Genomic DNA, 26,036 nt, shown 5'->3' with positions numbered 1-26,036 from the left:
CCCTTTACTAATAAACTGAAAGTTTCTTCTCTAAAATTTTTTGTAAATAGTTAAAGAAGCCTATAATTATCCAATACATAATAGCTACTACAACATAACTTTCAAAAAACTTATAACTTGTTGCAGCTTCCATTTGAGCCTTAGCTAAAAGTTCTACCACCCCTAAAGTGAATGCTAATGATGATCCTTTTACTGTATCTACAAATATATTTCCTAAAGGAGGAACTGCAATCCTTAATGCTTGTGGCAACACTATTCTTTTTAAAGCTTGCCCTCTAGTCATTCCTAATGAAAGACTTGCTTCCATTTGTCCCTTATCTATAGCATCTATTGAACTTCTTAAAATTTCTGCTATGTAGGCTGATGCATTTAGTCCTAATCCTATTAAAGCCGCTACATATGCACTCATATTTTGAAGCGCTGGTATAATTTGAGGTATTCCAAAGTATAATAAAAATAATTGTACTAAAAGTGGTGTTCCTCTAAAAAATGATATGTAAATTTCAGCTAATTGTTTTAATACTGGCACTTTATAAATCCTTGTTATTGCAAGGGCTATTCCAACTATTAATCCAAGTATCATACCAAAAACTGATAATGATATGGTCACTTTAACAGCCTTTAGTAAAGTTGGAACCAATTCTAAGGAATACATAAAATCAAAACTTAGATTTTTTACTTCATTATTTATTCCTAATTTATTAGAAGTTTCCTTATTATTTTTGACAGTTACATTCATTCCAAGCCATTTTTCTGAAATATTTTTAAGAGTTCCATCCTTTTTCATCTCATTTAAAGCCTTATTAACCTCTTCTGACAATGCCTTTCCCTTATCATTTTTAATAAATGGATAAGCATTTTCTATATTATCTATAGGTTCTCCTGCTAACTGTAGATTTAGATTTTTTTCTTTTATTGCAGTTAAGGCCGATATTCTATCTATTACAACAGCATCAATTCTTCCAAGCAAAAGCTCATTGAAGGCTGCATCTGTATTCTGATATGTTAAAACTTTTATTTCTCCATTTTTGTCTTTATCTTTTACAATTTTTTCATAGTTGCTTCCAAGGTCTACTCCAACTTTTTTCCCTTTTAAATCTTCAAAAGATTTTATTTTATCATTTCCCTTTTTAACTATTATTTGAGCTCCACTATATACATCTGGATTTGAGAAATAATATTTATCTTCTCTTTCAGGTGTTATAGTAATTTGGTTAGCTATTGTGTCAACCTTTCCACTTTCAAGCATACCAAAAAGACCACTGAAAGAGGCAGTTTTAAATTCAACATCATAATTTAATCTCTTTCCTATCTCATTCCATACATCAACTTCAAATCCCTTAAGTTTTCCACCTTCTAGAAAAGTAAACGGGTAATATGTCCCTGAAGTTGCTACTGTTATTTTTTCTTTATTATAATTATTTTTTTGAATATTATTGCTATTATTTTTACAGCCTATAAACACCGCCATAAAAATGCTTATTGTTAGAAATAATAACATTACTTTCTTCTTCATTCGCTCACTTCCTTCTCTCTTTTTTATATAGCCTTAATTATATGAATTCCCATAGGAATTGTCAACTTTAAATTCTAACTTTGAACTAATTATATTTGACCTTTATATAGAAATTATGTATTTTTAATATTAAAATTATTATAATAAATCATTTTTAAACAAGGATGGATAGTTAGTTATGAAAAAGAATTTAATTTTTTATTTTTCAACATCTGGAAATTCACTTTACACAGCTAAAGAGATATCAAAACATTTAAAAAATAGCGAAATAATATCAATAGTAGATGCTTTCTACTCTGAAGAATTTTCTTATGAAGCTGAAACCATTGGTTTTGTTTATCCAATTTATGCAGGTGGACTTCCTCCAATGGTACATGATTTTATAAACAAATCAAATCTAAACTCAGATACTTATATATACGCAGTTGAGTGTACTGGTGGTGGAAAAGGAATAACTTTTGAAATGATAAATAAAATCTTATCTCCAAAGAAATTAAAATTAAGCAATGGAGAAAAATTTATGATGAACTCAAACTATATAAGAATGGGAAGAAACCCCAAAATAGGTAATGAAGCTAAAAAAGTTATAGATTCTAATAAGTTCAAAATAGAAAACTTTTCCCTATCAATAATAAATAGAGAAACTAAAGACTTAAAAGAAAGTTTTGTTGGAATTAACATGGCTTTATATAATATGTGGAAAAACACCTTTAAAAATAAAGATAAAAAATTTAATACAAATGAATTCTGTACAGCATGTGGAATATGTGCTAGAATTTGTCCTAACAAAAATATAGAAATAGTTAATGAAAAACCTAAATGGAATGGAGATTGTTGTGATTGTATGGGTTGTATAAATAATTGTCCTCATAAATGTATTAATATAGGACATAAAACCCAAAAGAAAAACAGATATAGAAATCCTTATATTTCAACCTCTGAACTTCTTAGAAAGTAAAACTTAATATTTAAAATAATTCATAAAACAAAAAGATGTGGTAAATTGCTAAACTACAATTTACCACATCTTTTTAAATAAAATTATGTTTTATTAATATATTACCTCATCAACATTAGCTAATATATCATCTACTTGGTAATCATTAATATTTAAATCAATTCTTCTTTCTCTAAGTTTAAAAATAAGTTCATTTTTTTCATCCTCAAATATAGAAGAATTTTGTATGCTATTTATAAGATCTTCTAAATTATAAATAGTACATATTCCTTCATCAACACCTACTACTCTAGATATTGTTTCATTTACTTTTTCATCTGTTATATCAAAATCCGAAAAATCAACCTTATTAGAATAAACATCTAATTTTTCTTGATAATATCTATTTACGTATGCTTTAGCTATATCAATATCTTCAAAACCTACCACTTTTCCATCAGGCATAACTAATATATAATTATTTTCTGGTGCTTCGTATAGATTCATAAAAATCTCCTCCTAAGCTTGTTTATTTTATTCTAGTTTTCCCTCACTAAAAAGCCTTATACTTAACAACTTTTGGAATTCACTTTTTAATTTTAAATTCGCATTAAAATATTATTTATTTCTTCACTTACAGAGAGTCTTTCATTTTCTATCCATTCTAAATCAAAATTTAAATCAAATCTTTTGCTAAATGAATAATACATATTTACCCTTTGATAATATGTTTCTAAGTCATATAAAGTTCCTGAATAACACTGAGGCTTAAAAAGTTCCTCTTGGTCATTAATAAATAACTGATCTATGAAATTTAAAAATTGATTCATTAAATCATCCTTTGAAATGTCAAAAGGAATTTTTAAAAGCTCCCATTGAATTTCTTCTAAAAGTTTATAAGGCTTTAATCTTTCTAATATGATTAAATATTCACTTATATCCATTTTTCTATAATAAGGTACTTCACTTTTCTTAGTTTTCCATAAGGCTAATTTTTCATTTAAAGGAAGATTATCAATTTCTAATATGGCATCTGATGGCCCTAAAACAGCTTTTTTTATTTTAATATCCTCTTCCTCTAATCTTTCCTCAATAAAATTTAAATTATCTCTATATGAGGCTACATATCCAGTGTTATAAATTCCTTTTCTTCCTGCTCTCCCTGCTATTTGCTTAACTTCTTGAGAAGTTAGTTCTCTCATTTGCTCCCCATCAAACTTATTTATTGATAAGAACACTATTCTCTTAATAGGAAGATTAACACCCATACCAATAGCATCAGTTGTTATTAAAATTTTATTTTTTCCTAAGATAAATTCTTCATATTGTTTTTTTCTAACCTCCGGTGGTAAATCCCCATAAATTATTGAACATTTAATACCCATTTGAGAGTATTGTTCTGCCATCTGAAGAACTTTCTTTTTAGAAAATAAAACTAAAGCATCGCCATCTTCCACATCCTTAGGATGAAAACTCTTATCTTGAACAACTAAAGGAATATCTCTGTGATACTCTATAATTTCATAATCATCTTCACAATCTTCTATTATCTCTTTTAAGATATTTTTAGCATTGAAAGCCCCACATATATGAATTTCATTACAATATAATCCAAGTAAAGCCCTAGTCCAAGCATATCCTCTTTGAGAATCATCTATCATTTGAATCTCATCAATTACTGCTACATCATACCTTTCATGTATATTGGCTTTTTCAATAGTACATGAAACATGAGTTGCATCTTCAAATATTATTTCCTCTTCCCCAGTTAAAAGATTACATCTAACACCTTCATTATTTAATCTTTCAAAATTTTCCAAGGCAAGTATTCTAAGTGGTGATAAATATACACCTTTTTTAACTTCCTTAAGTCTTTGCATAGCTGTGTATGTTTTTCCTGTGTTTGTTTCTCCTAAATGAAGATAAAATTTTCTTTTAAGTCTTCTTGTATGAGAATACTCATCCTTAGGATTAGATGGAAACTTCTCATCAAACTCCTTAGATATTAATTTTGGTATATGGTACTTAACTAAAAGAGTCATTATTCCAGAGTTTAAAAATACATTGTAGTTATTTCTTAAGACATCATAAAAATCAAAATTAGTATCATTTTTCTTATTATAGCTTTCTAAAATCCTCTTTCCTACTTCCTCTAGTAATTCTTCATATCTATTGTAAAGGGCATCATATCCTTTAAGCCCTTGATTTTTCATTTCTTTTAATTGTAAAATCTTTTTCCTTAAGGTTGATTCATGTTCAAACAAAGCCCCAATTTTTGAATTTTTAACTATATTCTCAATTTGGCTTATTTGATTTGATAATTTCTTATACTCTCTTTGAGCTCCATTTTTTTTCATTAAAATTCCTCCAAGTTAAAATTCCTAATAATCTAACCTCTTCCCTAATTGTAATCTTTTTCTATAAATATCTCAAATAGTTCTTTTTTGTTTATCTTTTCAAAAAAAACAATTTAATATTACGTAATGTCCTATTTTAGAATTTTTAATTTTTCACCTTAAATATACTATAAGATTTTACACTTTAATTAATATAAATTATAAAAACATCTAAAATATTTTTCACCATTAAATAAAATTTAATTCTATATAAATAGTAAATAATAATCATATGCTATAATCTTTATATAATTAATTTTACTTAAAAAGGGGATTTTTATATGTTTATACTTACTTATAAAACATCAAAAGAACTTGTTGATGAAAAAATTGAATTACTTCAAATAAATGATATTTATAATGTTTACTATGACTCACCACTAAACATAACAACTGATATGTTTGGATATGGATATGAAGAAAAAGAAGGAGTTGTTGTTGATTTAAAAGTAGCCTTTGATGGTTCTAAAGATGACTTAGATAATTTTGAAGTTTTAGTATCAGCTTTACTAAAATCTGAACCTTCTTCTATTGATGAAATAGAAAATAATTTTGAAGAATTTTATATAGAACCAATTCACTTAAATGAAGAATGGGTTATGTGTGATCCAAATGAAAGCTTTGAAAATAAAAATACTATATATTTCTCTCCTCAAGGTGCCTTTGGAACTGGATTACATGAAACAACTCAAGATATATTAAAATTCATAGTTGAAGAGGATTTTAATAATAAATCACTTCTTGACCTTGGAACTGGTTCTGGAATACTTTCTATTGCAGCCTCTGTAAAAGGCGCTTCAAAGGTTGTTGCTGTTGATATAAGAGATGTTGAAGATGAAGTTCTTTTAAATGCTTCCTTAAACAACTTAAATAATATCGATGTTGTTGTAGGAAATGTACTTGATGAAGAATATGAATTAAAAGAAAAATTTGATTGGATATTTATAAACATAGGTGGAGAAGAAACTGAAATGTTTATGAATTTCATAGACTCTCACATAAAAGAAGATGGAAAACTTCTTGTTTCTGGACTTGTAGAATGGAGTTTTGATTGGGTAAGAGAAAAAGTCGAGGCTAAAAACTTTAAACTTCAAGAAAAATTCCAAACCAATGAATGGTGTACAGCTATTTTCACTAAGTAAATTATGTATTTAAAATAAAGTTACCAACTTTATGATTCAATCAATATGTACAATTGATTTAGTAGTAAAATATAATTAATTTTTAGCTCTGGTTTAAGTGAGTATTGATTTTAAAAATTGTTCATAGTAAATAGAGAGGGCTGTATCAATATAACTTTTTAATAAAACTTACAAATATATTACTATATTTCTCTAAATATTTATAATCATTACTACGAAAATATCACTAAGGCTTAGAAACTTGCTACACTTTAAGTGATCTAAGCTTTTTAAAGTGATATTTTCTATGTAATAATTTAAATTCTATAAGTAATCTAGATATTTTCTTCCCATTGTTTGTAAGTTTTATAAAAAGGTTTCACAAAAAATTTTTATTTTACATAATATAACAATCAAATAAATTTTGTTATTTATATTAGCTTTATTATTTTAAATGATAAGGCTTCTAATTTTATTTTATTAGAAAAATCAACCTCTTCCTTTGTAATCAAATCAATACCTATTGAGTTATTATTATAGTTAAAAGAATATTCTTCCTCACTATTATTAAATATCACCAATATTTTTTCATCATTGTATTCTCTAAGAAAAGCAAATACCTCCTCTTTACAATACTTAACTTGAAAATCACCATATACTAAAGATTTATTTTTCTTTCTTATAGATATTAAATCCTTAGTTAACTTAAGTAATTCTTTATTTTGTTTCTCCTCTTCCCAAATCATACATTTTCTATTATCAGGATCATCTCCTCCATCTATTCCAATCTCATCTCCATAATATATGTATGGCACACCTACATAAGTAAATTGCATAGCTAAAGCCATCTTAACTTTTTCAACATTATACTCACATTCATTTAATATTCTTTTTGTATCATGACTTCCAACTAAATTCCAAAGTTGTCTAGTTATACTATCCATATATAACATTCTATTTTCAGATAGTATATCTAAATATTCCTTTGCTGAAATACTGTGATTACCAAAGAAATCTATTGTTGCATTTTTAAAAGGATAATTCATAATTGAATCTAACTGATCACCTTTTAAAAATGAATTAGCTTCATGCATTATTTCTCCAACTATTATAGCTTCACTATTAACTTCTTTTATAGCTTTTCTAAATTCTCTCCAGAAACTATGAGAAACCTCATCACATACATCAAGTCTCCATCCATCTATTCCAACCTCTTTAACCCAATACTTTCCTACATTTAATAAATAATCTCTAACTTCTTTATTACCAACATTTAATTTAGGCATATTATTGCAATTATTTGCAAATGTATAATAGTTTGACTTTTTAAAATCAACTGGGAAACTATAAGTAAAATACCAATCTTTATACTTTGAATTCTCTTGATTTTCTAATAAATCTTTAAAAGCAAAAAAATCACTTCCTGAATGATTAAATACTGCATCAAATACTATCTTCATATTCTTTTCATGACATAGATTAACCAATTCTTTGGCATCCTCCAAAGTTCCAAAGGACTCATCTATCTCAAAATAATCTGTTGTATTATATTTATGATTAGTATCAGACTTAAATATTGGAGTTAAATATATTAAATCTACTCCTAAACTCTCTAAATAATCTAACTTTTCTATTATACCTCTTAAATCTCCTCCAAATATTGAATGACTAGTTATCTTACCTTTTCCCCATTCACTAAGGTTTTCATGATTATTATTTTTGTCTCCATTAAAAAATCTATCTGGGAAGATTTGATATACAACTGCTTCTTGAAGCCATTTTTCTTCTTTATATAAATCATCCTCTGCAATATAAGGGAACTGGAATGCTGCTATATTAATATTTTTATAATCAACATTAACCACCCCTCTTTCAGTATATAAAGCTACTTTATTATTTTTATCCTTAAGTTCAAAATAGTATCTATATCTATTTTTTTCTATGGATAACTCCACTTCATAATAAGTAAATAACTCTGTTTCAGCTACTACTCTCATCGATTTTCTTTCATAATCATTTTCCCAGTCATATCTACATCTATATAATACTGAACATTCCTTTATATCATCTTTCGCTACTCTTAATCTTAAAACTAATGTATCCTTATCTTTTCCATAAGCATATGGAGCATCTAAAACATGAAACATAGCATGTTTATTCATTTTCATCACCTCATGATTTTTATTAACTACATATTATATTAATAATCATTGTAAACCATTGTATATTTTTAATATAATATGTATATATTACACATGATTTATTTTGGAGGTAATTATGTTTGAAAGTTTTATATCAGATAATAATATTTTTGACAATAAATTCAATACACTTATAGATACAAGAAATACGAAAGATTTGCTATATAATTTAGAGGAAAAACATAAGAATGAACTTGAAGAATCCATACCTCTTGAGATTAAAAAATATGATTTAATTATTTGGAATGCTGTTTTTTGCAGAGAAATAATAAGACATGGTGTTTCAAGAAAATATCTACATCCTATTTATAATAAATACTATAAAAAAACCCTAGAATCCTCTCATATAGAAACCCTTCAAAAAATTGAATTAGATATGGCAAAAACTTATATGAATTTATTAATAAGTGATATAGAAGTAAAAGACAATTTTGTAGTAAACAAGATTTTGCAACAAATTCATATTAATCTTGAAAGTCATATTACTTTAGAAGATATTGCAAATACTCTTAATATAACTCCCCAGTATGCAGCTTCCTGCTTCAAAAAGCATATGGGAATTTCACTTATGAAATATATGAAAAAATCAAAGATAGAAAGATCTAAAGTACTTCTTACAACAACTACTAAAAGTATTTTAGAAATAGGCTTAACCTTAGGCTTTTATGATCAAAGCCATTTTAGTAGAACCTTTAAAAGCTTTGAAGGAATTTCTCCATCTAAATTCCGCAATACAAACTACAAATAAAAATTTATTTAAGAAAACTAAATTATTTTTAGATAAAATACTAAAAACTTAGAAAGAATTCTTCCCCCTCTAAGTTTGTAAAATTAATATCTGAAAGCTTTAGTATTCCAATACATTCTTTAAGCTAAACTTAGTATAACATAATTTTAAACTACCTCTGGCATAAAGCCACTAGGTTTTACGCCATTAATCTATAGATTTCTATTTTAAGAGAGCATTGATTTTAAATAGAACTATGTAAGTTTTATGAAAAAGCTAAAATCAACACTTTAGTAAAACAGAGCTTATTATAAAAATGAGGTAGCTTTGATAAATTAATTCCGCTTTAGAACATTTACCAATAAGCCACCCCTCTATAGATAGTAATTCACTTACTATACTAAAGGTCTAATCATAACTAAAACTTTATTCTCCATATCTTCTAATTCAACTCTTTCTTCTAATTTAAAAAATCCAACTGACTTATAAAAACTTATTAAATCATCATGATTTCCATCAGCTAATATCTTTACCCTTAAAAGCTTATATCCATGCTCTTTATAAAAAGCTGCTATATTATTAATTAAAACTTGTTCATATCCTTTTTCTTCATAACCTTCTAACATTTTTATAAAATATATCTCTGCAGCCTCCTCAGTTAAAGGCTTAATTGAAAGAAATCCTATTTCTTTTCCTTCTTCAATATAAGTATAAAATGGAATTTTTTCTATTTTATCTATTATTCTCTCTAATATGTTTTTATTATGAATCTCATCTTTAAAATCAACCATTAAATTATAGGCTAAATCTTTTTTTAATTCTATATTTTCAATACTTTTTATCATAGTTAAACCCTCCTAATTTATATTTTTATTCTTAAGATTTTGGTTCTGTTTTAAATAAACTTCTATTTTATTTATTTTTAATTTTTTAATAAACTTTATTATATATATTACATCAAATTCCTTTCTTTAAAAACCTATTTTTTAACAAATATGTTATAAAATTATGAATTTAATTTAAAATTTATCTTTATTTTCTGATTTTCAATGAAAGACATATGTATTTTTAAAATATTGATTAATTTTATGTTTATTTTTTCACATAATGATTTTTTAATATTTTGGTTTTTTTATCCATAAAGTTATATTATTAAAGTGTAAACTTAGACAAAATTTATAATAACTTGGGGGGGAATTTTTATGGAATCAGGTCTAGTTAATTTAATCACAAACAAAAATGAAACTTGGGACAAAAGATGGAAAAGCAACTGTGCATTTTTCATACTAAGTTATATTTTCATGGGGGCTGTAACAGGAATAACAAATGACTCATATTTATCCTACTTAAATATAACTGTTCCAAACTTAGTTAAAGCTCTTCCTTCATACGCAGCAGTTGGAACCTTTGTAATAGCAATGATTTTATTATTAATACACAAAGTAGGATATAAAAAACTAATACTACTAGCACCATTATTTTCAATAGCTGGTTTATTAGTTTGTATCTATAGTAGGGATGGGCTAAGCATAAAAATTGCTTATATAGTTGCCTCTGTTGGTATAGGTATGTTTGACTGTATTTATCCAGTAATGTTTACATCATACACACCTAGAGAAGAAAGAACTAAGATGTTTGCAAGAGTTATGTATTGTAACCTTATTTCTCAATCAATTTTAACATTTTTTAATGGTAAAATTGTTGTTTGGAAATTTGCAAAATATTTAGGAATTTCATACGATAAAGCTTCTATATTATCAGAAAATCAATCTTCTTTAAATTCATTACAATTAAGTGCTTATGCAAATGCATATAAATTCGTACTTTGGATTGCAATTATATTAACAATAATAGCTACATTCTTCTTACTATTCTTAAGAGAAAAACAAGAAGACTATAGAGAAACTGAAGAAGAATTAAAAGCTAGAAAAAGTCAAAAAGCCTTTGACTTTAAACTTCTTACTAGTAAATTCGTTGTTTTATGGATTCTTATATTCGGAATAATAAGATTTGGTGCTTCATTAGTAACACCATTCTTCCCAATATATCTAAATAACTTCTTACATATAAGCAGGGGTACAGTTTCAACAATAATTACAGCACAAACTGTTGCTATGGTGCTTGGTTATTTCCTTACTCCTCATTTAGAAAAAAAATTAGGTTCAATCGTAACAATAGCTACAACAACTATATTATGTGTTCCACTAATGTTATTAATGGCTAACGGTGCTATGTTTGGTTCTAATGTGGCTATGATAGTTGGAATAATCTTATTCTTAAGATCAGGGGTTGCTAATGTTTCTGCACCAATCCAAGGTTCACTACCTTTAACCTTTGTTTCTAAGAACTTAGTTCCTGCATTTAATTCACTTATGCTAGTTGTTAACTCCTTAATTGGATTTGGAGCTGGATTCTTTACAAGATATTATTTATTAAAAACTAACGCTGGATATGGAAGAGCTTATTATATAGCAGGTACCCTTTATCTTATAGCAAGCATATTACTTCTTATAGTATTTACTAAAAAATATAATAGAAATAATCAAGAATCTGAGATTATAGAGGCTAATGCAGAGACTGCAATTGCTTCTGTTGATGATAGCATAGAAGAAACTATAAAATAAATTTTTAAAACTCTGACTAATTTTAGTCAGAGTTTTATTAATCTAATTCTTAGCTGTATTTTAATAATATGTTAATTTCAAAACAGATCATAATTTTCAAAAATTAAAGTAATAAAAAAATACCACCAAATTAAAATTTGATGGTATTTTTATTTTTCATTTAAATTATCTTTTATTTAGTTTAACAACTGTCTCTACGTGTGGAGTGTTAGGGAACATATCCATAAGTAGAGTTTTCTCTATTTCATATCCCTTTTCTTCTAAAACTTTTAAATCAGTTACTAAAGTTTTAGGGTTACATGAAACATATATTATTTGAGGAGCATCAAACTTTATAACATAGTCTAAAGCTTTTGGATGTACTCCACTTCTTGGTGGGTCTAGAATTATTATTTCTGGTTTATCCTTAATAGTTGTTATAACCTTAGCTACATCTCCTGCTATGAAATTACAATTATCTAGTCCATTTAATTTAGCATTCTCATTTGCAGCAACTACAGCCTCTTCTATAAGTTCTATTCCTACAACCTTAGAAGCCTTTCCTGCTGCAATTTGACCTATTGTTCCTGTTCCACAATATAAATCAAATACAACCTTATTATCAGCACTTCCCATAAAATCTCTAACTATGCTATATAATTTTTCAGCACCTAATGAGTTTGTTTGGAAGAATGAGAATGGTGATATTTTAAAGTTTAATCCTAAAAGATTTTCTGTTATGAAATCATCTCCATAAAGAATATTAACTTTATCTGGTACAACAGCTTCTGATAAAGTATCACTTTCTGTATGTATTATTGATTTTAACTTTCCTTTTAAGTTTAATCCTTTTATAAGTTCAGTAAACTCTGTTAAATCAAAGTCTATTTGAGTAGTTGTAACTAAGTTTACAAGAATCTCTTCAGTTTTAACACTCTTTCTTACAACAAGGTATCTTAAGTACCCTGTTCTAGGCATTATTCTGTAGAAAGGTAATTCTTTTTCTCTGAAATATTTAACAGTAGTATCTAATATGTTTCTAAAATCTTCATCAACTAATACACACTGATCTACATTTACTATTCCAAAAGATTTTCCTTTCATATGCATTCCAAGAGTAAGTGGACCACCTTTTTCTTCATCACCAAAAGTATATTCCATCTTATTTCTATATTCCCATTGAATAGGACTAGTTTCTATACCTAAGAAGTCTCCAGTAGTAACATCTGCATCTTCGAATAACTTCTTAACTTGTTCCACTTTTAATTCTAATTGTTTTTCATATGGAATTGTTTGTGAAGAACATCCTCCACACACTCCAAAATGAGGGCATTTCTTATCTTCTTCGTAGCTAGCTCTTTCTCTAACTTCAGAAACTCTAATCTCTGCATATTCTTTTCTTTTTTTAGTTACTCTTCCAAAAACTCTTTGTCCTGGATAAGTACCTTTTGCATAGACCTTTAATCCATCTACAAATCCGAATCCTTTAGCAGGGAACTCAATTCCCTCTATTAGTAATTCAATTTCACTACCTTTTCTCATTGGTTATCTCCCTTACTAATAAATTATTATTTATTTTCTAAATACTTTTTCGCCTAATGTTAATTTAAATTTCTTTCCTTCCATTATAGCTCTGTAAATTATGTTCATAACAACAAATATTATAAAATAAAATGGTATTCTTCCCTCAGGTGATATCTTATATCCAAAAGGTCTCATTAATAAATCAACAATGAAGAACCCTCCTAATGATAATAATAATACTATTGTTTGATCAATAACTCCTTCAATTAATCTTTTGAAGAAAGATACTGTTTGAACATCTGATGTATTCTCTTTAATTGCTTCTTTTTTATTCATAAATTCTGTGTCATCAATAGCCATTGTGCCAGTTCCTAAAGAAACCTCCTCTAATATTGATGCTTCCTTTTCATATGAGTCCATTTTTTCATCTGTTAATTTTGTTTCATCACTTTTTAAAGTGTCTTTTTGCTCATCAGTGAATTTCTTATCAGCCATATTTCCCTCCTAAAAGCATTAAATATTATTCTGAAATACATTAATTAAATATACTATATTTATTTTATTATGTAAATCAAATCTCCTTAAATTATAGTGTATTATTATGGCAAAACTATTACATTTTCCTTATTATTACCACCGCATTAAATTAGGTTCTATTTTAAGATGTTATTTAAATTTAAATAAGGTTTAAAACTCTTTCGTTATCTACTCTTTTAGTCACTTCTATTTGATCTAGGTATTCTAAAATAGCAACTAGATATTTTCTTGAAACACCTAGTAGTTCTTTTGCTCCCCCTAAGTTTATGGAGTTATTTTCTTTTAAGTATTCTATAACCTTATTTTGTGTAGAATTTATTATGTCCTTATGCATAACAACATCCTCTGGTAATTTCACTAAAATCCCCTCTTCAATTAAAAGGTTATATATTTTCATATATTCTTTTTCTAATTTTTTATCCTCTATAATATCTTTTATCTTAGGAGAAGTTATTCCCCCTTCTAAATAAGCTTTAACTATCTTATCTCTTATTCCTCTTTGAGCTTTAGTTAGTTGAATTTCAAAATTCTTTAAGGAAACTATGTTATTTCCCTCTTTTATGATTTCTTTTTCTTTCATAAGTTCTAAGAAACTTTGGAAAATTTTCTGTTTAAGTTTATTTGAAAAGGCCTTGCTTCTAAGTTCTTCTTTATTAATTCCAACTTTTAAAGGATTTTCTTCATGGAAAGTTTTTAATATGTCATATACTTCTTCACTTTTCTTCATAAAAAATTTGTTATGTATAAATACTTTTGCTTTTCCACTTTCAATTCCTATTATCTTTTTATTTTCACAAAGCTTTTCTAGAATTTCATCTATATTTTCAACATTTCTTCCTAAGCCTTTAACTATTTCCTGTGAATTAGGAAAGTTCTCACTTAAGGATAAAACCACATTCTCAATAACTTCTTCTAAGCTTCCTTTTTCCATAAGCTTTAATTCATCTAAATACTCTTTTTTAAATCTCTTAGCTTTTTTAGCCCTTGGATTTATAATATTTCCTCCTCCTATAGTTATCATAGGTGAGTAATTTCTTACAACAATCCTATCTCCCTTTTGAGAACACATTTCCTCTTCTAATCTAAGTTGAACATAGCCCTCTTCTCCAGGTTCTAATTCTTCCTTATCTAGTAAAACTATTCTTCCAAATATCTCAGAAGTTCCTTGATAAATCCTAACTCTTTGTCTATTTACTAAGTTTTTATCATTAGATTCTAAATATTTAAACTTACAATCAACCATATAAGATGGTTCTATAAAGTTAGGTGTGCAAACTACTGATCCTCTTGAAACCTCTTCCTTAGTAACTCCCACTAAGTTTAACGCACATCTTTGCCCAGCTTCTCCAACTTCCACATTTTCATCATGAATTTGAATATTTCTAACTCTAGCTTCCAAACCTTTTGGATTTATTTGAACAATATCTCCAACTCTTACACTTCCACTTAAAATTGTTCCAGTAGCTACTGTTCCAAATCCACTAACTAAAAAGCTTCTATCTACAGCAAGTCTAAAATGTCCTTCCTTATCCTTTTGTTCTATTTCTTCAACTGATTTATCAATTTCAGAAATTAATTCATCAATTCCTTCCTTAGTCTTAGAAGAAACCTCTATCATAGTTGCATCCTTAAAGCTTGTTGAGCTTAAATAAGATTTAATCTCTTCTTTCATCATATTAGCCCACTCTTCATCAACTAAATCCTTCTTTGTTAAGGCAACTATGCATTTTTTAACTTTTAAAAGTTCTAATATTTCTAAGTGTTCCTTTGTTTGAGGCATTATTCCTTCATCTAATGCAATAATTAGAAGAACTACATCTAATGATGTAGCTCCTGCTAACATATTTTTAATGAATTTTTCATGCCCAGGAACGTCTATAATACCAGCTCTTTTTCCTGATGGTAAATCAAAAAAAGTAAATCCTAAATTTATGGATATTCCTCTTTTTTTCTCTTCATCTAGCTTATCTGTTTCTCTTCCTGTCAAAGCTTTTATAAGAGATGTTTTACCATGGTCTATATGTCCTGATGTTCCTATAATCACATGTTTCATCTTATTTTTCACCTATTTCCTTTAAAGCATTAAATATAACTTCGTAATCTTTCTCTAAAATAGTTCTAAAATCTATATAAACACTTCCATTATAAACTCTAGTTATAATTGGAGTTTCATATGCTCTTAATTCCTTTTCTAGATTTACTTCGTTTATATTTTTAGAAATTATTTTAACTAAATAAGTTTCTAACTTACTATCTGGCATTGCTCCCCCACCAACAGTAGAAAATCCTTCTTCAATAGAAAAATCATAATATGAATTCAAAGATTTAGTCATGCAAACAAATCTTTCAGCTCTCTTTTTAATTTTTTCTGAAGATAAGGTCATCATATGAAGTGTTGGTATTTTTTCAATTGCCTCTTTTTCATTTAAATAATGTTTTAAAGTAATTTCTAAAGCAGCCAATGTGAATTTATCCACTCTTAAAGCCCTGGTTAATTGATTTCTTTTTATTTTTTCTATGAATTTTTTCTTACCTACAATAATTCCAGCCTGTGCTCCCCCTAGCATTTTATCACCAGAGAAAGTTACAACATCTACCCCAGATTCTAAACTTTCTATTACTGTTGGCTCCTTTTCTAATCCATATTTACTTAAATCAATTAAAACTCCACTTCCAATATCCTCAATTACAGGTATATTTCTCTCTTTTCCTAAATCACAAAGTTCCTTTGTACTAACTTCCTTAGTAAAACCTACTATTTTAAAGTTTGAACTATGAACTTTTAATAAGGCACTTGTTTCCTCTGTTATTCCATCTTCATAATCATAAATATGAGTTCTATTAGTAGTTCCAACTTCCACAAGCTTAGCTCTTGAAAATTTCATAACATCTGGAATTCTAAAAGATCCACCTATTTCAACAAGTTGTCCTCTTGAAACAATTACTTCTTTATTTTCACAAAGTGAATTTAAGACAAGCATTATGGCTGATGCATTATTATTTACAACTAAGGCCCCCTCAGCCCCTGTAATATCTTTTATTATTTCTTCTATAAGAGAATATCTAGAACCTCTAGCTCCCTTTTCTAAATCATACTCTAGATTGCTATAGCTTGAAGCAACTGATGATACAGCATAAGTCGCTTCTTCACTTAACAAAGACCTTCCTAAATTAGTATGAATAATAACGCCTGTTCCATTAATAACTCTTTTTAAATTTTTTTCTTTTTTCTTCAATAATCTTTTTTCACATTCAACTTTTGCATCTTCCTTAGTTAAAGTATAATTTACTTCTCCCTTTAAAATTGCTTTCCTATTTTCATCGATTATCTCTCTTAAAGTAGTTAAAACTACCTCTCTGCCATTTGTATTTAAAAAATTTTCATCAAAAATACTAAGTATTTCATCAATCTTAGGCAATCCTCTAAGAAGTTCATTCTTCATATTTTCCTCCTAAAAAGTTACTCTACTATAATATATGTATCATGAAAATCTTCAACACGCCCAATAACAGCACTTTCTACTTCTAATTTTTCTAATCTAGTTAGTATATCTATATAGTCTTTTTCTTTACAAGTAAGTAATAATCCACCTGAAGTTTGAGGATCGAATAATATATCTTCCATCCATCCCTCTACATTATTTAACTTATATTTTCCTTCTAAATACTTTTTATTTTCATAGCATCCAGCAGGAACTAATCCTATACTAGCATATTCTTTAGCTTCTTCAATAAATGGTATTGCATCTTTGAATATTCTAAATGTTTTATTAGATGGTTCAGCCATTTCAAAGGCGTGACCAATTAGTGAAAATCCTGTTATATCCGTACATGATGATATATCATAGTCAGTTATTATTTCACCTGCATACTTATTTAAATATGCCATTATTTTTACTGCTTTCTCGTAAGCTTCCTTAGAAGCCATTTTAGCTTTGATTGCAGTATTTATTATTCCAGTTCCAATTGGTTTAGTAAGAATTAAAATATCACCTGTCTCACCGCCATAATTTTTTAGAACTTTATCAGGATGAACTAATCCTGTAACTGATAAACCATATTTTGGTTCATCATCTTGAACTGTGTGTCCACCTACAATTACAGCCCCAGATTCTAAAACCTTGTCTGCTCCCCCTTTTAATATTTCACCTAATATATCCATACTTAGGCAATTTGGGAAACAAACTATGTTTAAGGCTACTATTGGTTTTCCACCCATAGCATAAACATCACTTAATGAATTTGCTGCTGCAATCTGACCAAATGTATAAGGATCATCAACTATTGGTGTAAAGAAATCTAATGTTTGTATTGTAGCCATTTCATCATTTAATTTATATACTGCTGCATCATCAGATGTATCTATTCCAACAATTAAATTTTCATCACTCATTTTGGGTAATTTTCCTAAAATCTCTGAAAGAGCCCCCGGCCCTATTTTAGCTGCTCAACCAGAAGTCTTTGATAGCTCTGTTAATCTTTTTTCTATCATAAAACTCCACCTCTTTTCTAAATTAATAATATTCATTATATCATATTACTTTATAGAAATTTTATCTTTTATCTTTTCTAAAGTTTTTTCTCCAATTCCACTTATATTCATAATATCATCAACACTCTTAAATCCACCATTTTCTTCTCTATAATCTATTATGGCCTGAGCCTTACTTTCTCCTATTCCATTTAAGGTCATAAGTTTTTCTTTAGATGCCGAATTTATATTTATAACTTCTCCATTATCCTCTTTACTTTCCTCATTATTATTTTTAGGTTTAGTACTTGTTACTATTCTACTATTACCCATATTAACTGGGTTTTCTTCATTTACTTTTTCTAAAGTTTTTTCATTTATATTGTTAACTACAATACATTGACCATCACTTAAATATAAAGCCCTATTAATATTACTTAAATCTGCATTTTCAGTAGGTCCACCTGCCATTTCTATAAGCTCAAAAATTCTACTTCCATCTTCTAAAACATAAACATTAGGATTTCTAACCTCTCCCTTTACTTCAACCATAATTTTATTTGAATTTTTCTTGGAAACTTCACTCTCATTCTCTCCACTACTTATTCCTTCTTCTAAACTTATTTCTTTTCCATCTGAATCACCATTTGATTTTAGAGTTTTATCATTTTTGTTGTCCCCTTCATTTAAATCATTTTCCTTATGCTCTGAGCCAGCTTTATAATTTTTATTCTCATCCCTCTGGCTATTTTCCTCATTGTCTAAAAATAATTTTTCCATTTCCTTTTCACTAATATTTTTATCATTTGATTTTGAATATCCTACAAACAAAAATATTGAAGCTAAAATAGCTATAACCAAAGAACCTATAATTTTCTCTTTTTTCTTCATAAAATTCTCCATCTTATTAAAATTATAATTTTCCTTAATATTATTGACACCTCAATAAATTTTAACTCATACATAATAGAAATATATAGAAAATAAAATTGAAAATTGCTATAATAAAAATATTGTAACCTATAGTATTTATTGGAGGTCTAAATGAATATAACATATGAAAATTTAAAAAAAGAATTAAAGTTTATAATTTCATTAGCTTTTGTCTTTATATTATTTTCTAATGTAAATGCATTTGCTAATACTAATCCACCTAAGACACTTGGAAGAGGAATGGTTCTTATGGATGGAAAAACTGGCCAAATACTAGCTGAAAAAAACGCTAATGAAAAAATGGCCCCAGCCTCAACAACTAAAACAATGACAGCTATACTTACAATTGAAAAATGTAATCTAAATGATGTAGTTACTATTGGAAAGAATCCTCCTTTTGCAGACGGAACTCGCGTAGGGCTTCAAGAAGGAGATAAATATACTGTTGAACAGCTTTTAAATGCAATGTTAGTTCAGTCAGCTAATGATGCTGCAATGGCCTTAGCAGAGCATATTTCTGGTTCTGAAGCTAACTTTACTAAACTTATGAATGAAAAAGCTAAAGAAATTGGATGTACAAATACTCACTTTGTAAATTCTAGTGGACTTTATGAAGATGATCACTACACCACTCCTCATGATTTAGCATTAATAGTAAACTATGCTTCTAAAATGCCTAAACTATGTGAAATAACAAGAAAAATAGTTTATGAAATGCCTAAAAGCGTAGTAAGCGGAGAACCTATTTGGGCAAATAATAATGACCAAATTATACATAAAACAAGTAAATATTATTATAAAGATATTATTTACAGCAAAACTGGCTATACTACAAAATCTAAACATACATTTGCCTGTGCTGCTAAAAGAGGGGATAGAACCCTTATACTTACTCTTTTCTACTATGATACAAAAGAACAATACTATGAGGAAGTAAAACCCTTATTAGATTATGGATTTAATAATTTTGTTGAAGAAAAAATATATTCTAAAGGAGATATAGCAAAAGAATACTTCATAAATGATAAAAATACTTTAAAACTTATAGTTCCTGAAGATATATATATGGTTTTTCCAAAAGAAGAAGTTAAAAATCTTTCTATACCTGAAATAAGAAGCAAGGAGCATATACAATTTACTGTTAAATCAAATACTCCTATTTCAAGAGGAACAGATTTAACTAAAAATAAATCTAATTTTACTGGAACAATTATGATTGGTAATACACCTTATAAAAGCATCAGCTTATTAAATGGTAACAATATAACCACTTCAAAATTTGAAAAAATTATGATAAAACTACAAAGTTTTAAAGGATTCTATATTACATTAACTATAGTTTCATTAGTAGCTTTAGTAATATTAATACTATTTATAATAAGAATAGTATCTTCAATAAAAAGATTTAGAAATAGAAAAAAACGTAATAACACTTATTTTTATAAATAAAAAAACAAGTAGTTTTAAGCAATGCCTAAAACTACTTGTTTTTTAATTTATTTATCAATTTTTTCATATCATCTGGAAGTTCAGCTCTAAGACTTAATGATTTCTTAGTTTTAGGGCTATAAAAATCTAATCCATAAGCATGTAATGCCTGCCTACTTATATCATCTAAATCCTCGGTTCCATAAAGTGAATCACCATAGATTGGATGGCCTAAACTACTTAAATGAACTCTAATTTGGTGAGTTCTTCCTGTTTCTAAAAGACATTCAACTAAGTCTGCTCCCTCAAAACTTTCTACAACTTTATAGTGAGTTATACTTTCCTGTCCTCTTTCATCAACAACTCTTTTTATTGTATCTTCTTTAGGTCTATATATAGGTCTATTTATAGTCCCTTCTTTTTCTTCTAAATTTCCATGTACTATTGCTAAATATCTCTTTTGGAATTTATCTGTTTTCATTTCATTAGATAACACCATATGAGCGTACTGATTTTTACCAATAATAATAAGTCCAGAAGTATTCATATCAAGTCTACTAACAAGTCTAACTATGCAATCTTGCCCACTTTCTTTAAAGTAATATAAGATTCCATTAGCTAAAGTTCCATTTGGATGGCTTCTAGTAGGATGCACAACCATAAATGGCTTCTTATTTAAAACTAATATATCACTGTCTTCATAAACAATTTCTATATCTATATTTTCTGGTTCTATATTTTGAGTTTCTTTCTTAGAAAGTTCTATCTTTATCTCTTCCCCAGTTTTAACAACATAATTCATTTTTACAGCAACACCATCAACCTTAATTCTTTTATCTATGGCAGCACTTCTTATTAATCTAGATGAAAGACCTAATTCCTCTTTTAAAAATTCTCGTATCTTTCTATTATCATATTCCTTAGTTATTTTACTTTCTAAAATACTCATTTTGTTTCTCCAAAATCCTTATAATCTTTTCCTAAGAAAATTATTACATTGTATGAATCATTCTTATCATATTTAGATGGTATTCCCTCTTCTATATCCTTAATATTCATATCATTTTCCATGAAACCTCTAGCACTCTCTTCTCTTATTAATATTTGAGAAGTTGCTCTTTCAACTCCATTTCCAATATCAACTTTAGAATATCCCTTTTCTTTCAACTCTTTTTCAACAATTCCTGCCAATCCATTTATTTTTGTACAGTTTAAAACCTTTATTGATAAATCATTTCTTGAAATTTTAGATGGACTACCTTCCTTTGAATCACTACTTTTCAATTGACTTTTAAGTTCTTCTGTAGCCTTTTTATCCTCAATAAAATAAGAAACATTTCCAACGTATTTTCCTTCTCCAGGTAAGGTTATCATTTCTATATTATTGCTATCTACCTTTATTCCTTCCATTCCATAAGATACTAGAACTTCTAAAGGAATATCTGTTTCAACATTGTTCTTCAAAACATTAACTATATCATCAATCTTAGTTAATGTTGATAAAGAAAGTAATTTCTCTATAACAGCATCTATTAGCTTCTGTTGATTTGTTATTCTATCAATATCTCCATTTGGAAGCCCTGTACCATCATTATTCTTTCTCCACCTAAAAAACTCTTCTGCCTTTTCTCCATTTAGATGAACTGTTTCACCCTTATTAAAATGAATGTGTAGATTTTGAGAAGAATCATCATAGTTCATATTCTGCTCAATATACATATCAACACCACCAATGGCATCTATTATTCCTCTAAATCCTTCATAGTCTATTTTCATAACATAGTCTACTTTTATATCTAGAATATCTTCAACAAGTTCTTCAACAAGCTCTTCTCCACCTATTGGATAAGCAACATTAATTTTTTGAGATTTCCCATTAATTTTCACTCTCGTATCCCTTGGAATAGATACTAACTTAACATTTTTACTTATAGGATCAAAGTTTGCAAGGATTATAGTATCAGTCCTTTTGATAGCTTCATTTTCCATATCATTAGTATCACCTATATCCATGCCTAAAAGTAGAACATTCAAAGGCTTCTCCACCTTAATTTTCTCTTTCTTAACATCTTTTACAATATGAAAAACATTTCCTAGAAAATCACCATATTTAGCATAAACAATTCCAAAAACACTCACAAAGAAAAATAAAATAACAAGTAAGATGATTAATAAAATCTTTCTTCCCTTTTTATTCCCTCTATTACTTTTCTCTAAGTCTTTTCTTTCTTCATTTCCCATAAATCCCCTCCAAATAAATTATTGGGATTTCATATTCATTTCATATTAAATTTTTACTATTTAAAGCTAACTTAAATTATTTCATATTTAATATTAAAAAATTTCTAGCTTCTATAGTTTGTGGATGAATAAGATTTCCCTGCTTTATTACAAATAAAATTGTATTTTCTAAACCTTTTAATACACCCTTATCTAAGTTTTCCTTAGTTATTTCTCTTAATTCTTCCACACCTTTGAAATCTCTGTTTGGCTCAATATAATCAGCTATATAAACTATCTTTTCTAAAGTAGTCATATTTTCCTTAGCTAGTGTATGATATTTTACAGCATTTAAAACATCACAATCATCTATTCCAAACTTTTCTTTTCCAATTATAGCACCTACAAATCCATGTAAAACTTGAGGTGATTTTAAAGTTATTTCATCTAGTTCATACCCATTGTTTTTTAAAATATTTATCTGTTCTTCAACAGGCATATATTTAGCAACATCATGAATAAGAGCTGCAAGTTCAGCCTTACTTTCATCTTCATTATTTAGTATTGCCAATTCCTTAGAAGTTTTAATCACTCCTAATGTATGTGAGTATCTATTTTCTTTTAAATTATCTTTTATATAGTCATATATTTTTTCTAATTCCCACATAGTTACTCTCTCCTGTAAAGTTTATTTTTATTTATTAAATCCATTACACCAGACGGTAAAAAGAAAGAAACCTCAAAAGAATTCTCAATTCTCTCCCTTATAAAAGTAGAACTTATCTCAATATTAAGTAAATCTAAATAAAAGATATGAGTATTATATTCTTTTTCAAACTCTCTTTTCCTCTTTAATAAATCTTCTTTATCAAATCCAGGTCTATTAAAAACCACTAAATTGCTTAATTTAAAAATTTCACTTATATTTTTCCATGAATTAAGATTTACAAGACAATCTGCACCAGTTATAAAATAGAGCTCTACCTCGTTAAAACTTTCTTTTAAATATCCTAAAGTTTCATAAGTAAAGCTCAATCCTTTTTTCTCTATTTCATAGTTACTTATGGAAAAAAAGCTATAAGGTTCTATAGCTTTTTTAACCATTTCGTATCTAATTCTTTCACAAGTTATATTCTTATCCTTCTTATGTGGAGGATTACCATTTGGCATGAATATAACTTCATCTAATTCCAATTCTTTATAGGCTTCATAGGCTATATAAATATGACCTATGTGTATTGGGTCAAATGTACCCCCAATAATTCCTATTCTTTTCATCCTATTTTCCTTTTTTAGGTAACTCTATTTTAGGATTATTTTTTGATGCTCTGTAAATAACAATCTTATTTCCTATAGATTGAACACCTTCACAATTTAATCTTTCACAGATGAAATTTGAAGCTTCTCTTGTCTCTAATCCACTGTTCTCTAGAACGTTTATTTTGAGTATTTCTCTTGCTTCTAAAGCATCATCAACTTGCTTTAAGAAGTTCTCTTCTATTCCATTTTTTCCTATTTGGAATATAGGTGTTAATTTAGCACCAATTCCTCTTAAGTATGATCTTTGTTTAGTTGTTATCATTATTTATCCTCCAATATTATAGTAAGTATTCAAACTCAAAGTCGTTTAGTCTTACCATATCTCCATCTTCTATTCCCATTTCTCTTAATTCATTAAATATTCCTTTATTATTAAGAACTTTATGGAAGTATCTTAATGAATCTGGATCATTTACATTAACAGCTAATAATAATCTATCTACGAATGTACCCTCTATTACATAAACTCTTAATCCATCTTCATCTATTGGGTTTATAGTATATGTAAACTTCTTATCTTCTGGGATGAATCTTTCATCTTCTGGAATTTCTAGGTCAGTTACTGGAATATCTTTAAGCATTCTAGCTGCTTCTTTAATAACTTCCTCTACTCCTTGTGAAGTAGCTGCTGACATCTTAAATACTTTATCAAATCCCATTTTATTAACTTCAGCTTTGAAGTTTTCGAAGATTTCTTCATCAAATAACATATCACATTTATTTGCAACAACTATTTGAGGTCTATCCCAAAGTTTTACACTATAATTCTTTAATTCTTCATTGATTCTCTTAAAGTCTTCAACAGCATCTCTTCCTTCAACTCCAGAAATATCGACAACATGTATTAAAAGTCTTGTTCTTTCTATATGTCTTAAGAAGTCTAATCCAAGACCTACACCTTCTGACGCTCCTTCTATAATACCTGGTACATCAGCCATAACAAATGGTTCTATTCCTGGAACTGCCACAACCCCTAAATTAGGTTTTAATGTTGTAAAGTGATAGTTAGCTATCTTTGGTTTAGCTTTTGTTACAACTGAAAGCAATGTTGATTTACCAACATTAGGGAAGCCTAAAAGACCAACATCAGCTAAAAGTTTTAATTCTAGTCCAACCCATCTTTCTTCTCCTGGCATTCCTGGCTCAGCAAAAGTTGGTGCCTGTCTTGTAGGTGTACAGAATTTACAATTTCCTTTTCCACCTTTTCCACCTCTACATATAGTATAAGTGTCATCTCTATGAGAAAGGTCTGCCATTACCTTGTTAGTTTCAACATCTCTTATGATAGTTCCCATTGGAACTTTTATTGTTAGGTTTTCACCATCTCTTCCGTAACATTTTGATCCTTGACCATCTTGTCCTCTACCTGCTACGAATTTTCTCTTATATTTGAAATCTAAAAGTGTTGTCATTCCTGGATCTACTACAAAAGTAACATCTCCACCTTTTCCACCATCTCCACCATCTGGACCTCCAAGTGGAACGTATTTTTCTCTTCTAAAAGAAACTGATCCATGACCACCATCTCCAGATTTCACAAATATCTTGGCCGTATCTATAAACATGTTTTCTCACCTTGCTTTCTCTATAAAATATATTTTTATTTATATTATAACCTTAGTTTAATATAAAAACACAGCTTTTAAAAAGCTATGCTTCTCTATAGTAAATTTTTATTTTTAATTAAAAAGCACCCTCAAAGTAAGGGTGCTTTAATAAAACTAAATATATTATTCAGCTATAACTTCTTCTACGTTTACTGGGTAAACAGAAGCTTTTTTCTTGTCTCTTCCAAGTCTTTCGTATTTAACAACACCATCGATTTTAGCGAATAAAGTATCGTCTCCACCTTTACCTACGTTAGCACCTGGATGAATCTTAGTTCCTCTTTGTCTTACTAATATGTTTCCAGCAAGAACAAATTGTCCATCTGCACATTTAACACCAAGTCTTTTACTCTCAGAATCTCTACCGTTCTTTGAGCTACCAACCCCTTTTTTGTGTGCAAATAATTGAAGGTTCATTATTAACATAGTCTACACCTCCTCTTTTATTATCTCTATATATTTACAACGCGTTTTCTTTCCTAAACTGCTATCCAG

The 26,036-nt window shown here is 27.9% G+C and carries 23 protein-coding genes; 5 read left to right on the top strand and 18 right to left on the bottom strand.

Translation table 11 applies throughout. From position 1 onward, the window contains the following. Nucleotides 1-7 precede the first annotated feature (7 nt). Nucleotides 8-1,516, bottom strand: a complete 1,509-nt coding sequence (locus Q1K13_RS07915) for an ABC transporter permease subunit (RefSeq protein ID WP_300349222.1) — start codon at nucleotides 1,514-1,516, stop codon at nucleotides 8-10. A gap of 178 nt (nucleotides 1,517-1,694) precedes the next feature. On the opposite strand from Q1K13_RS07915, the gene Q1K13_RS07910 reads away from it, so the two are divergent. Continuing rightward, nucleotides 1,695-2,474, top strand: a complete 780-nt coding sequence (locus Q1K13_RS07910; RefSeq protein ID WP_300349220.1) for an EFR1 family ferrodoxin — start codon at nucleotides 1,695-1,697, stop codon at nucleotides 2,472-2,474. 93 nt (nucleotides 2,475-2,567) lie between these two features. Here Q1K13_RS07910 and Q1K13_RS07905 read toward each other — a convergent pair whose 3' ends face one another. Both Q1K13_RS07905 and Q1K13_RS07900 read right to left on the bottom strand, forming a co-directional pair. Next, nucleotides 2,568-2,960, bottom strand: coding sequence for a hypothetical protein (locus Q1K13_RS07905; RefSeq protein ID WP_300349218.1), 393 nt, complete (start codon nucleotides 2,958-2,960; stop codon nucleotides 2,568-2,570). A gap of 92 nt (nucleotides 2,961-3,052) precedes the next feature. After that, nucleotides 3,053-4,810 carry an SUV3 family DEAD/DEAH box RNA helicase gene (locus Q1K13_RS07900; RefSeq protein ID WP_300349216.1) on the bottom strand — a complete coding sequence of 586 codons (1,758 nt, stop codon included), beginning with the start codon at nucleotides 4,808-4,810 and terminating at the stop codon, nucleotides 3,053-3,055. 320 nt (nucleotides 4,811-5,130) lie between these two features. Here Q1K13_RS07900 and Q1K13_RS07895 point away from each other — a divergent pair, with 320 nt between their 5' ends. Continuing rightward, nucleotides 5,131-5,991 (top strand): 50S ribosomal protein L11 methyltransferase, encoded by an 861-nt coding sequence (locus Q1K13_RS07895; RefSeq protein WP_300349214.1) that lies wholly within the window; start codon nucleotides 5,131-5,133, stop codon nucleotides 5,989-5,991. 410 nt (nucleotides 5,992-6,401) lie between these two features. Here Q1K13_RS07895 and Q1K13_RS07890 read toward each other — a convergent pair whose 3' ends face one another. Further along, the gene (locus Q1K13_RS07890) at nucleotides 6,402-8,132 is read right to left on the bottom strand and encodes an alpha-glycosidase (protein WP_300349212.1); all 1,731 of its coding nucleotides are present in this window, start codon (nucleotides 8,130-8,132) and stop codon (nucleotides 6,402-6,404) included. Between the two features lie 115 nt (nucleotides 8,133-8,247). On the opposite strand from Q1K13_RS07890, the gene Q1K13_RS07885 reads away from it, so the two are divergent. Continuing rightward, the gene (locus tag Q1K13_RS07885; RefSeq protein ID WP_300349210.1) at nucleotides 8,248-8,919 is read left to right on the top strand and encodes a helix-turn-helix transcriptional regulator; all 672 of its coding nucleotides are present in this window, start codon (nucleotides 8,248-8,250) and stop codon (nucleotides 8,917-8,919) included. A 374-nt stretch (nucleotides 8,920-9,293) separates the two neighbouring features. Here Q1K13_RS07885 and Q1K13_RS07880 read toward each other — a convergent pair whose 3' ends face one another. Beyond that, the gene (locus tag Q1K13_RS07880; protein ID WP_300349207.1) at nucleotides 9,294-9,743 is read right to left on the bottom strand and encodes a GNAT family N-acetyltransferase; all 450 of its coding nucleotides are present in this window, start codon (nucleotides 9,741-9,743) and stop codon (nucleotides 9,294-9,296) included. Between the two features lie 357 nt (nucleotides 9,744-10,100). Here Q1K13_RS07880 and Q1K13_RS07875 point away from each other — a divergent pair, with 357 nt between their 5' ends. After that, complete coding sequence (locus Q1K13_RS07875) at nucleotides 10,101-11,522, top strand: MFS transporter (protein ID WP_300349205.1); 1,422 nt, start codon at nucleotides 10,101-10,103, stop codon at nucleotides 11,520-11,522. A gap of 165 nt (nucleotides 11,523-11,687) precedes the next feature. On the opposite strand, the gene rlmD is transcribed toward Q1K13_RS07875, so the two are convergent. From rlmD to Q1K13_RS07845, 6 genes are all read right to left on the bottom strand, one after another. Beyond that, nucleotides 11,688-13,043: a 23S rRNA (uracil(1939)-C(5))-methyltransferase RlmD gene (gene rlmD, locus Q1K13_RS07870; RefSeq protein ID WP_300349202.1), complete on the bottom strand. Its 1,356-nt coding sequence runs from the start codon at nucleotides 13,041-13,043 to the stop codon at nucleotides 11,688-11,690. Between the two features lie 30 nt (nucleotides 13,044-13,073). Beyond that, nucleotides 13,074-13,520, bottom strand: coding sequence for an RDD family protein (locus tag Q1K13_RS07865; protein WP_300349200.1), 447 nt, complete (start codon nucleotides 13,518-13,520; stop codon nucleotides 13,074-13,076). Nucleotides 13,521-13,701: 181 nt separating this feature from the next. Further along, entirely contained in the window at nucleotides 13,702-15,615 is a 1,914-nt protein-coding gene (gene selB / locus Q1K13_RS07860; protein WP_300349198.1) for a selenocysteine-specific translation elongation factor, read from the bottom strand. A 1-nt stretch (nucleotide 15,616) separates the two neighbouring features. Beyond that, nucleotides 15,617-17,005 carry an L-seryl-tRNA(Sec) selenium transferase gene (selA, locus tag Q1K13_RS07855; protein WP_300349195.1) on the bottom strand — a complete coding sequence of 463 codons (1,389 nt, stop codon included), beginning with the start codon at nucleotides 17,003-17,005 and terminating at the stop codon, nucleotides 15,617-15,619. Between the two features lie 17 nt (nucleotides 17,006-17,022). Next, a complete protein-coding gene (selD, locus tag Q1K13_RS07850) occupies nucleotides 17,023-18,054 on the bottom strand; it encodes a selenide, water dikinase SelD (protein ID WP_300349192.1) in 1,032 nt (343 codons plus the stop codon). Nucleotides 18,055-18,099: 45 nt separating this feature from the next. Beyond that, entirely contained in the window at nucleotides 18,100-18,924 is an 825-nt protein-coding gene (locus Q1K13_RS07845) for a helix-hairpin-helix domain-containing protein (RefSeq protein ID WP_300349189.1), read from the bottom strand. 153 nt (nucleotides 18,925-19,077) lie between these two features. On the opposite strand from Q1K13_RS07845, the gene Q1K13_RS07840 reads away from it, so the two are divergent. Beyond that, nucleotides 19,078-20,415, top strand: coding sequence for a D-alanyl-D-alanine carboxypeptidase family protein (locus Q1K13_RS07840; protein WP_300349186.1), 1,338 nt, complete (start codon nucleotides 19,078-19,080; stop codon nucleotides 20,413-20,415). A 31-nt stretch (nucleotides 20,416-20,446) separates the two neighbouring features. Here the strand turns inward: Q1K13_RS07840 and Q1K13_RS07835 are convergent, their stop codons facing one another. The 7 genes from Q1K13_RS07835 to rpmA all read right to left on the bottom strand — a co-directional run bounded on the left by Q1K13_RS07835 (nucleotide 20,447) and on the right by rpmA (nucleotide 25,967). Further along, nucleotides 20,447-21,343, bottom strand: coding sequence for an RluA family pseudouridine synthase (locus Q1K13_RS07835; RefSeq protein ID WP_300349184.1), 897 nt, complete (start codon nucleotides 21,341-21,343; stop codon nucleotides 20,447-20,449). After that, nucleotides 21,340-22,635: an LCP family protein gene (locus Q1K13_RS07830; protein ID WP_300349181.1), complete on the bottom strand. Its 1,296-nt coding sequence runs from the start codon at nucleotides 22,633-22,635 to the stop codon at nucleotides 21,340-21,342. Before Q1K13_RS07830 ends, Q1K13_RS07835 begins: the two co-directional genes overlap by 4 nt. Nucleotides 22,636-22,711: 76 nt before the next feature. Beyond that, complete coding sequence (gene yqeK, locus Q1K13_RS07825; protein WP_300349178.1) at nucleotides 22,712-23,281, bottom strand: bis(5'-nucleosyl)-tetraphosphatase (symmetrical) YqeK; 570 nt, start codon at nucleotides 23,279-23,281, stop codon at nucleotides 22,712-22,714. 2 nt (nucleotides 23,282-23,283) lie between these two features. Continuing rightward, entirely contained in the window at nucleotides 23,284-23,892 is a 609-nt protein-coding gene (nadD, locus tag Q1K13_RS07820; RefSeq protein WP_300349176.1) for a nicotinate-nucleotide adenylyltransferase, read from the bottom strand. Between the two features lies 1 nt (nucleotide 23,893). Continuing rightward, entirely contained in the window at nucleotides 23,894-24,196 is a 303-nt protein-coding gene (yhbY, locus tag Q1K13_RS07815) for a ribosome assembly RNA-binding protein YhbY (RefSeq protein WP_300349173.1), read from the bottom strand. A 16-nt stretch (nucleotides 24,197-24,212) separates the two neighbouring features. Beyond that, on the bottom strand, nucleotides 24,213-25,499 hold the full coding sequence (gene obgE / locus Q1K13_RS07810; protein ID WP_300349170.1) for a GTPase ObgE: 1,287 nt from the start codon (nucleotides 25,497-25,499) through the stop codon (nucleotides 24,213-24,215). A 165-nt stretch (nucleotides 25,500-25,664) separates the two neighbouring features. Then, the gene (rpmA, locus tag Q1K13_RS07805; RefSeq protein ID WP_300349168.1) at nucleotides 25,665-25,967 is read right to left on the bottom strand and encodes a 50S ribosomal protein L27; all 303 of its coding nucleotides are present in this window, start codon (nucleotides 25,965-25,967) and stop codon (nucleotides 25,665-25,667) included. Between the last annotated feature and the right edge of the window lie 69 nt (nucleotides 25,968-26,036).

The sequence above is a fragment of the Clostridium sp. genome (genome assembly GCF_029267215.1).
Classification (GTDB): Bacteria; Bacillota; Clostridia; order Clostridiales; family Clostridiaceae; genus Sarcina.
The sequence above is the reverse complement of the archived record's forward strand: the minus strand, read 5'-3'. Positions and strand labels throughout refer to the sequence as shown.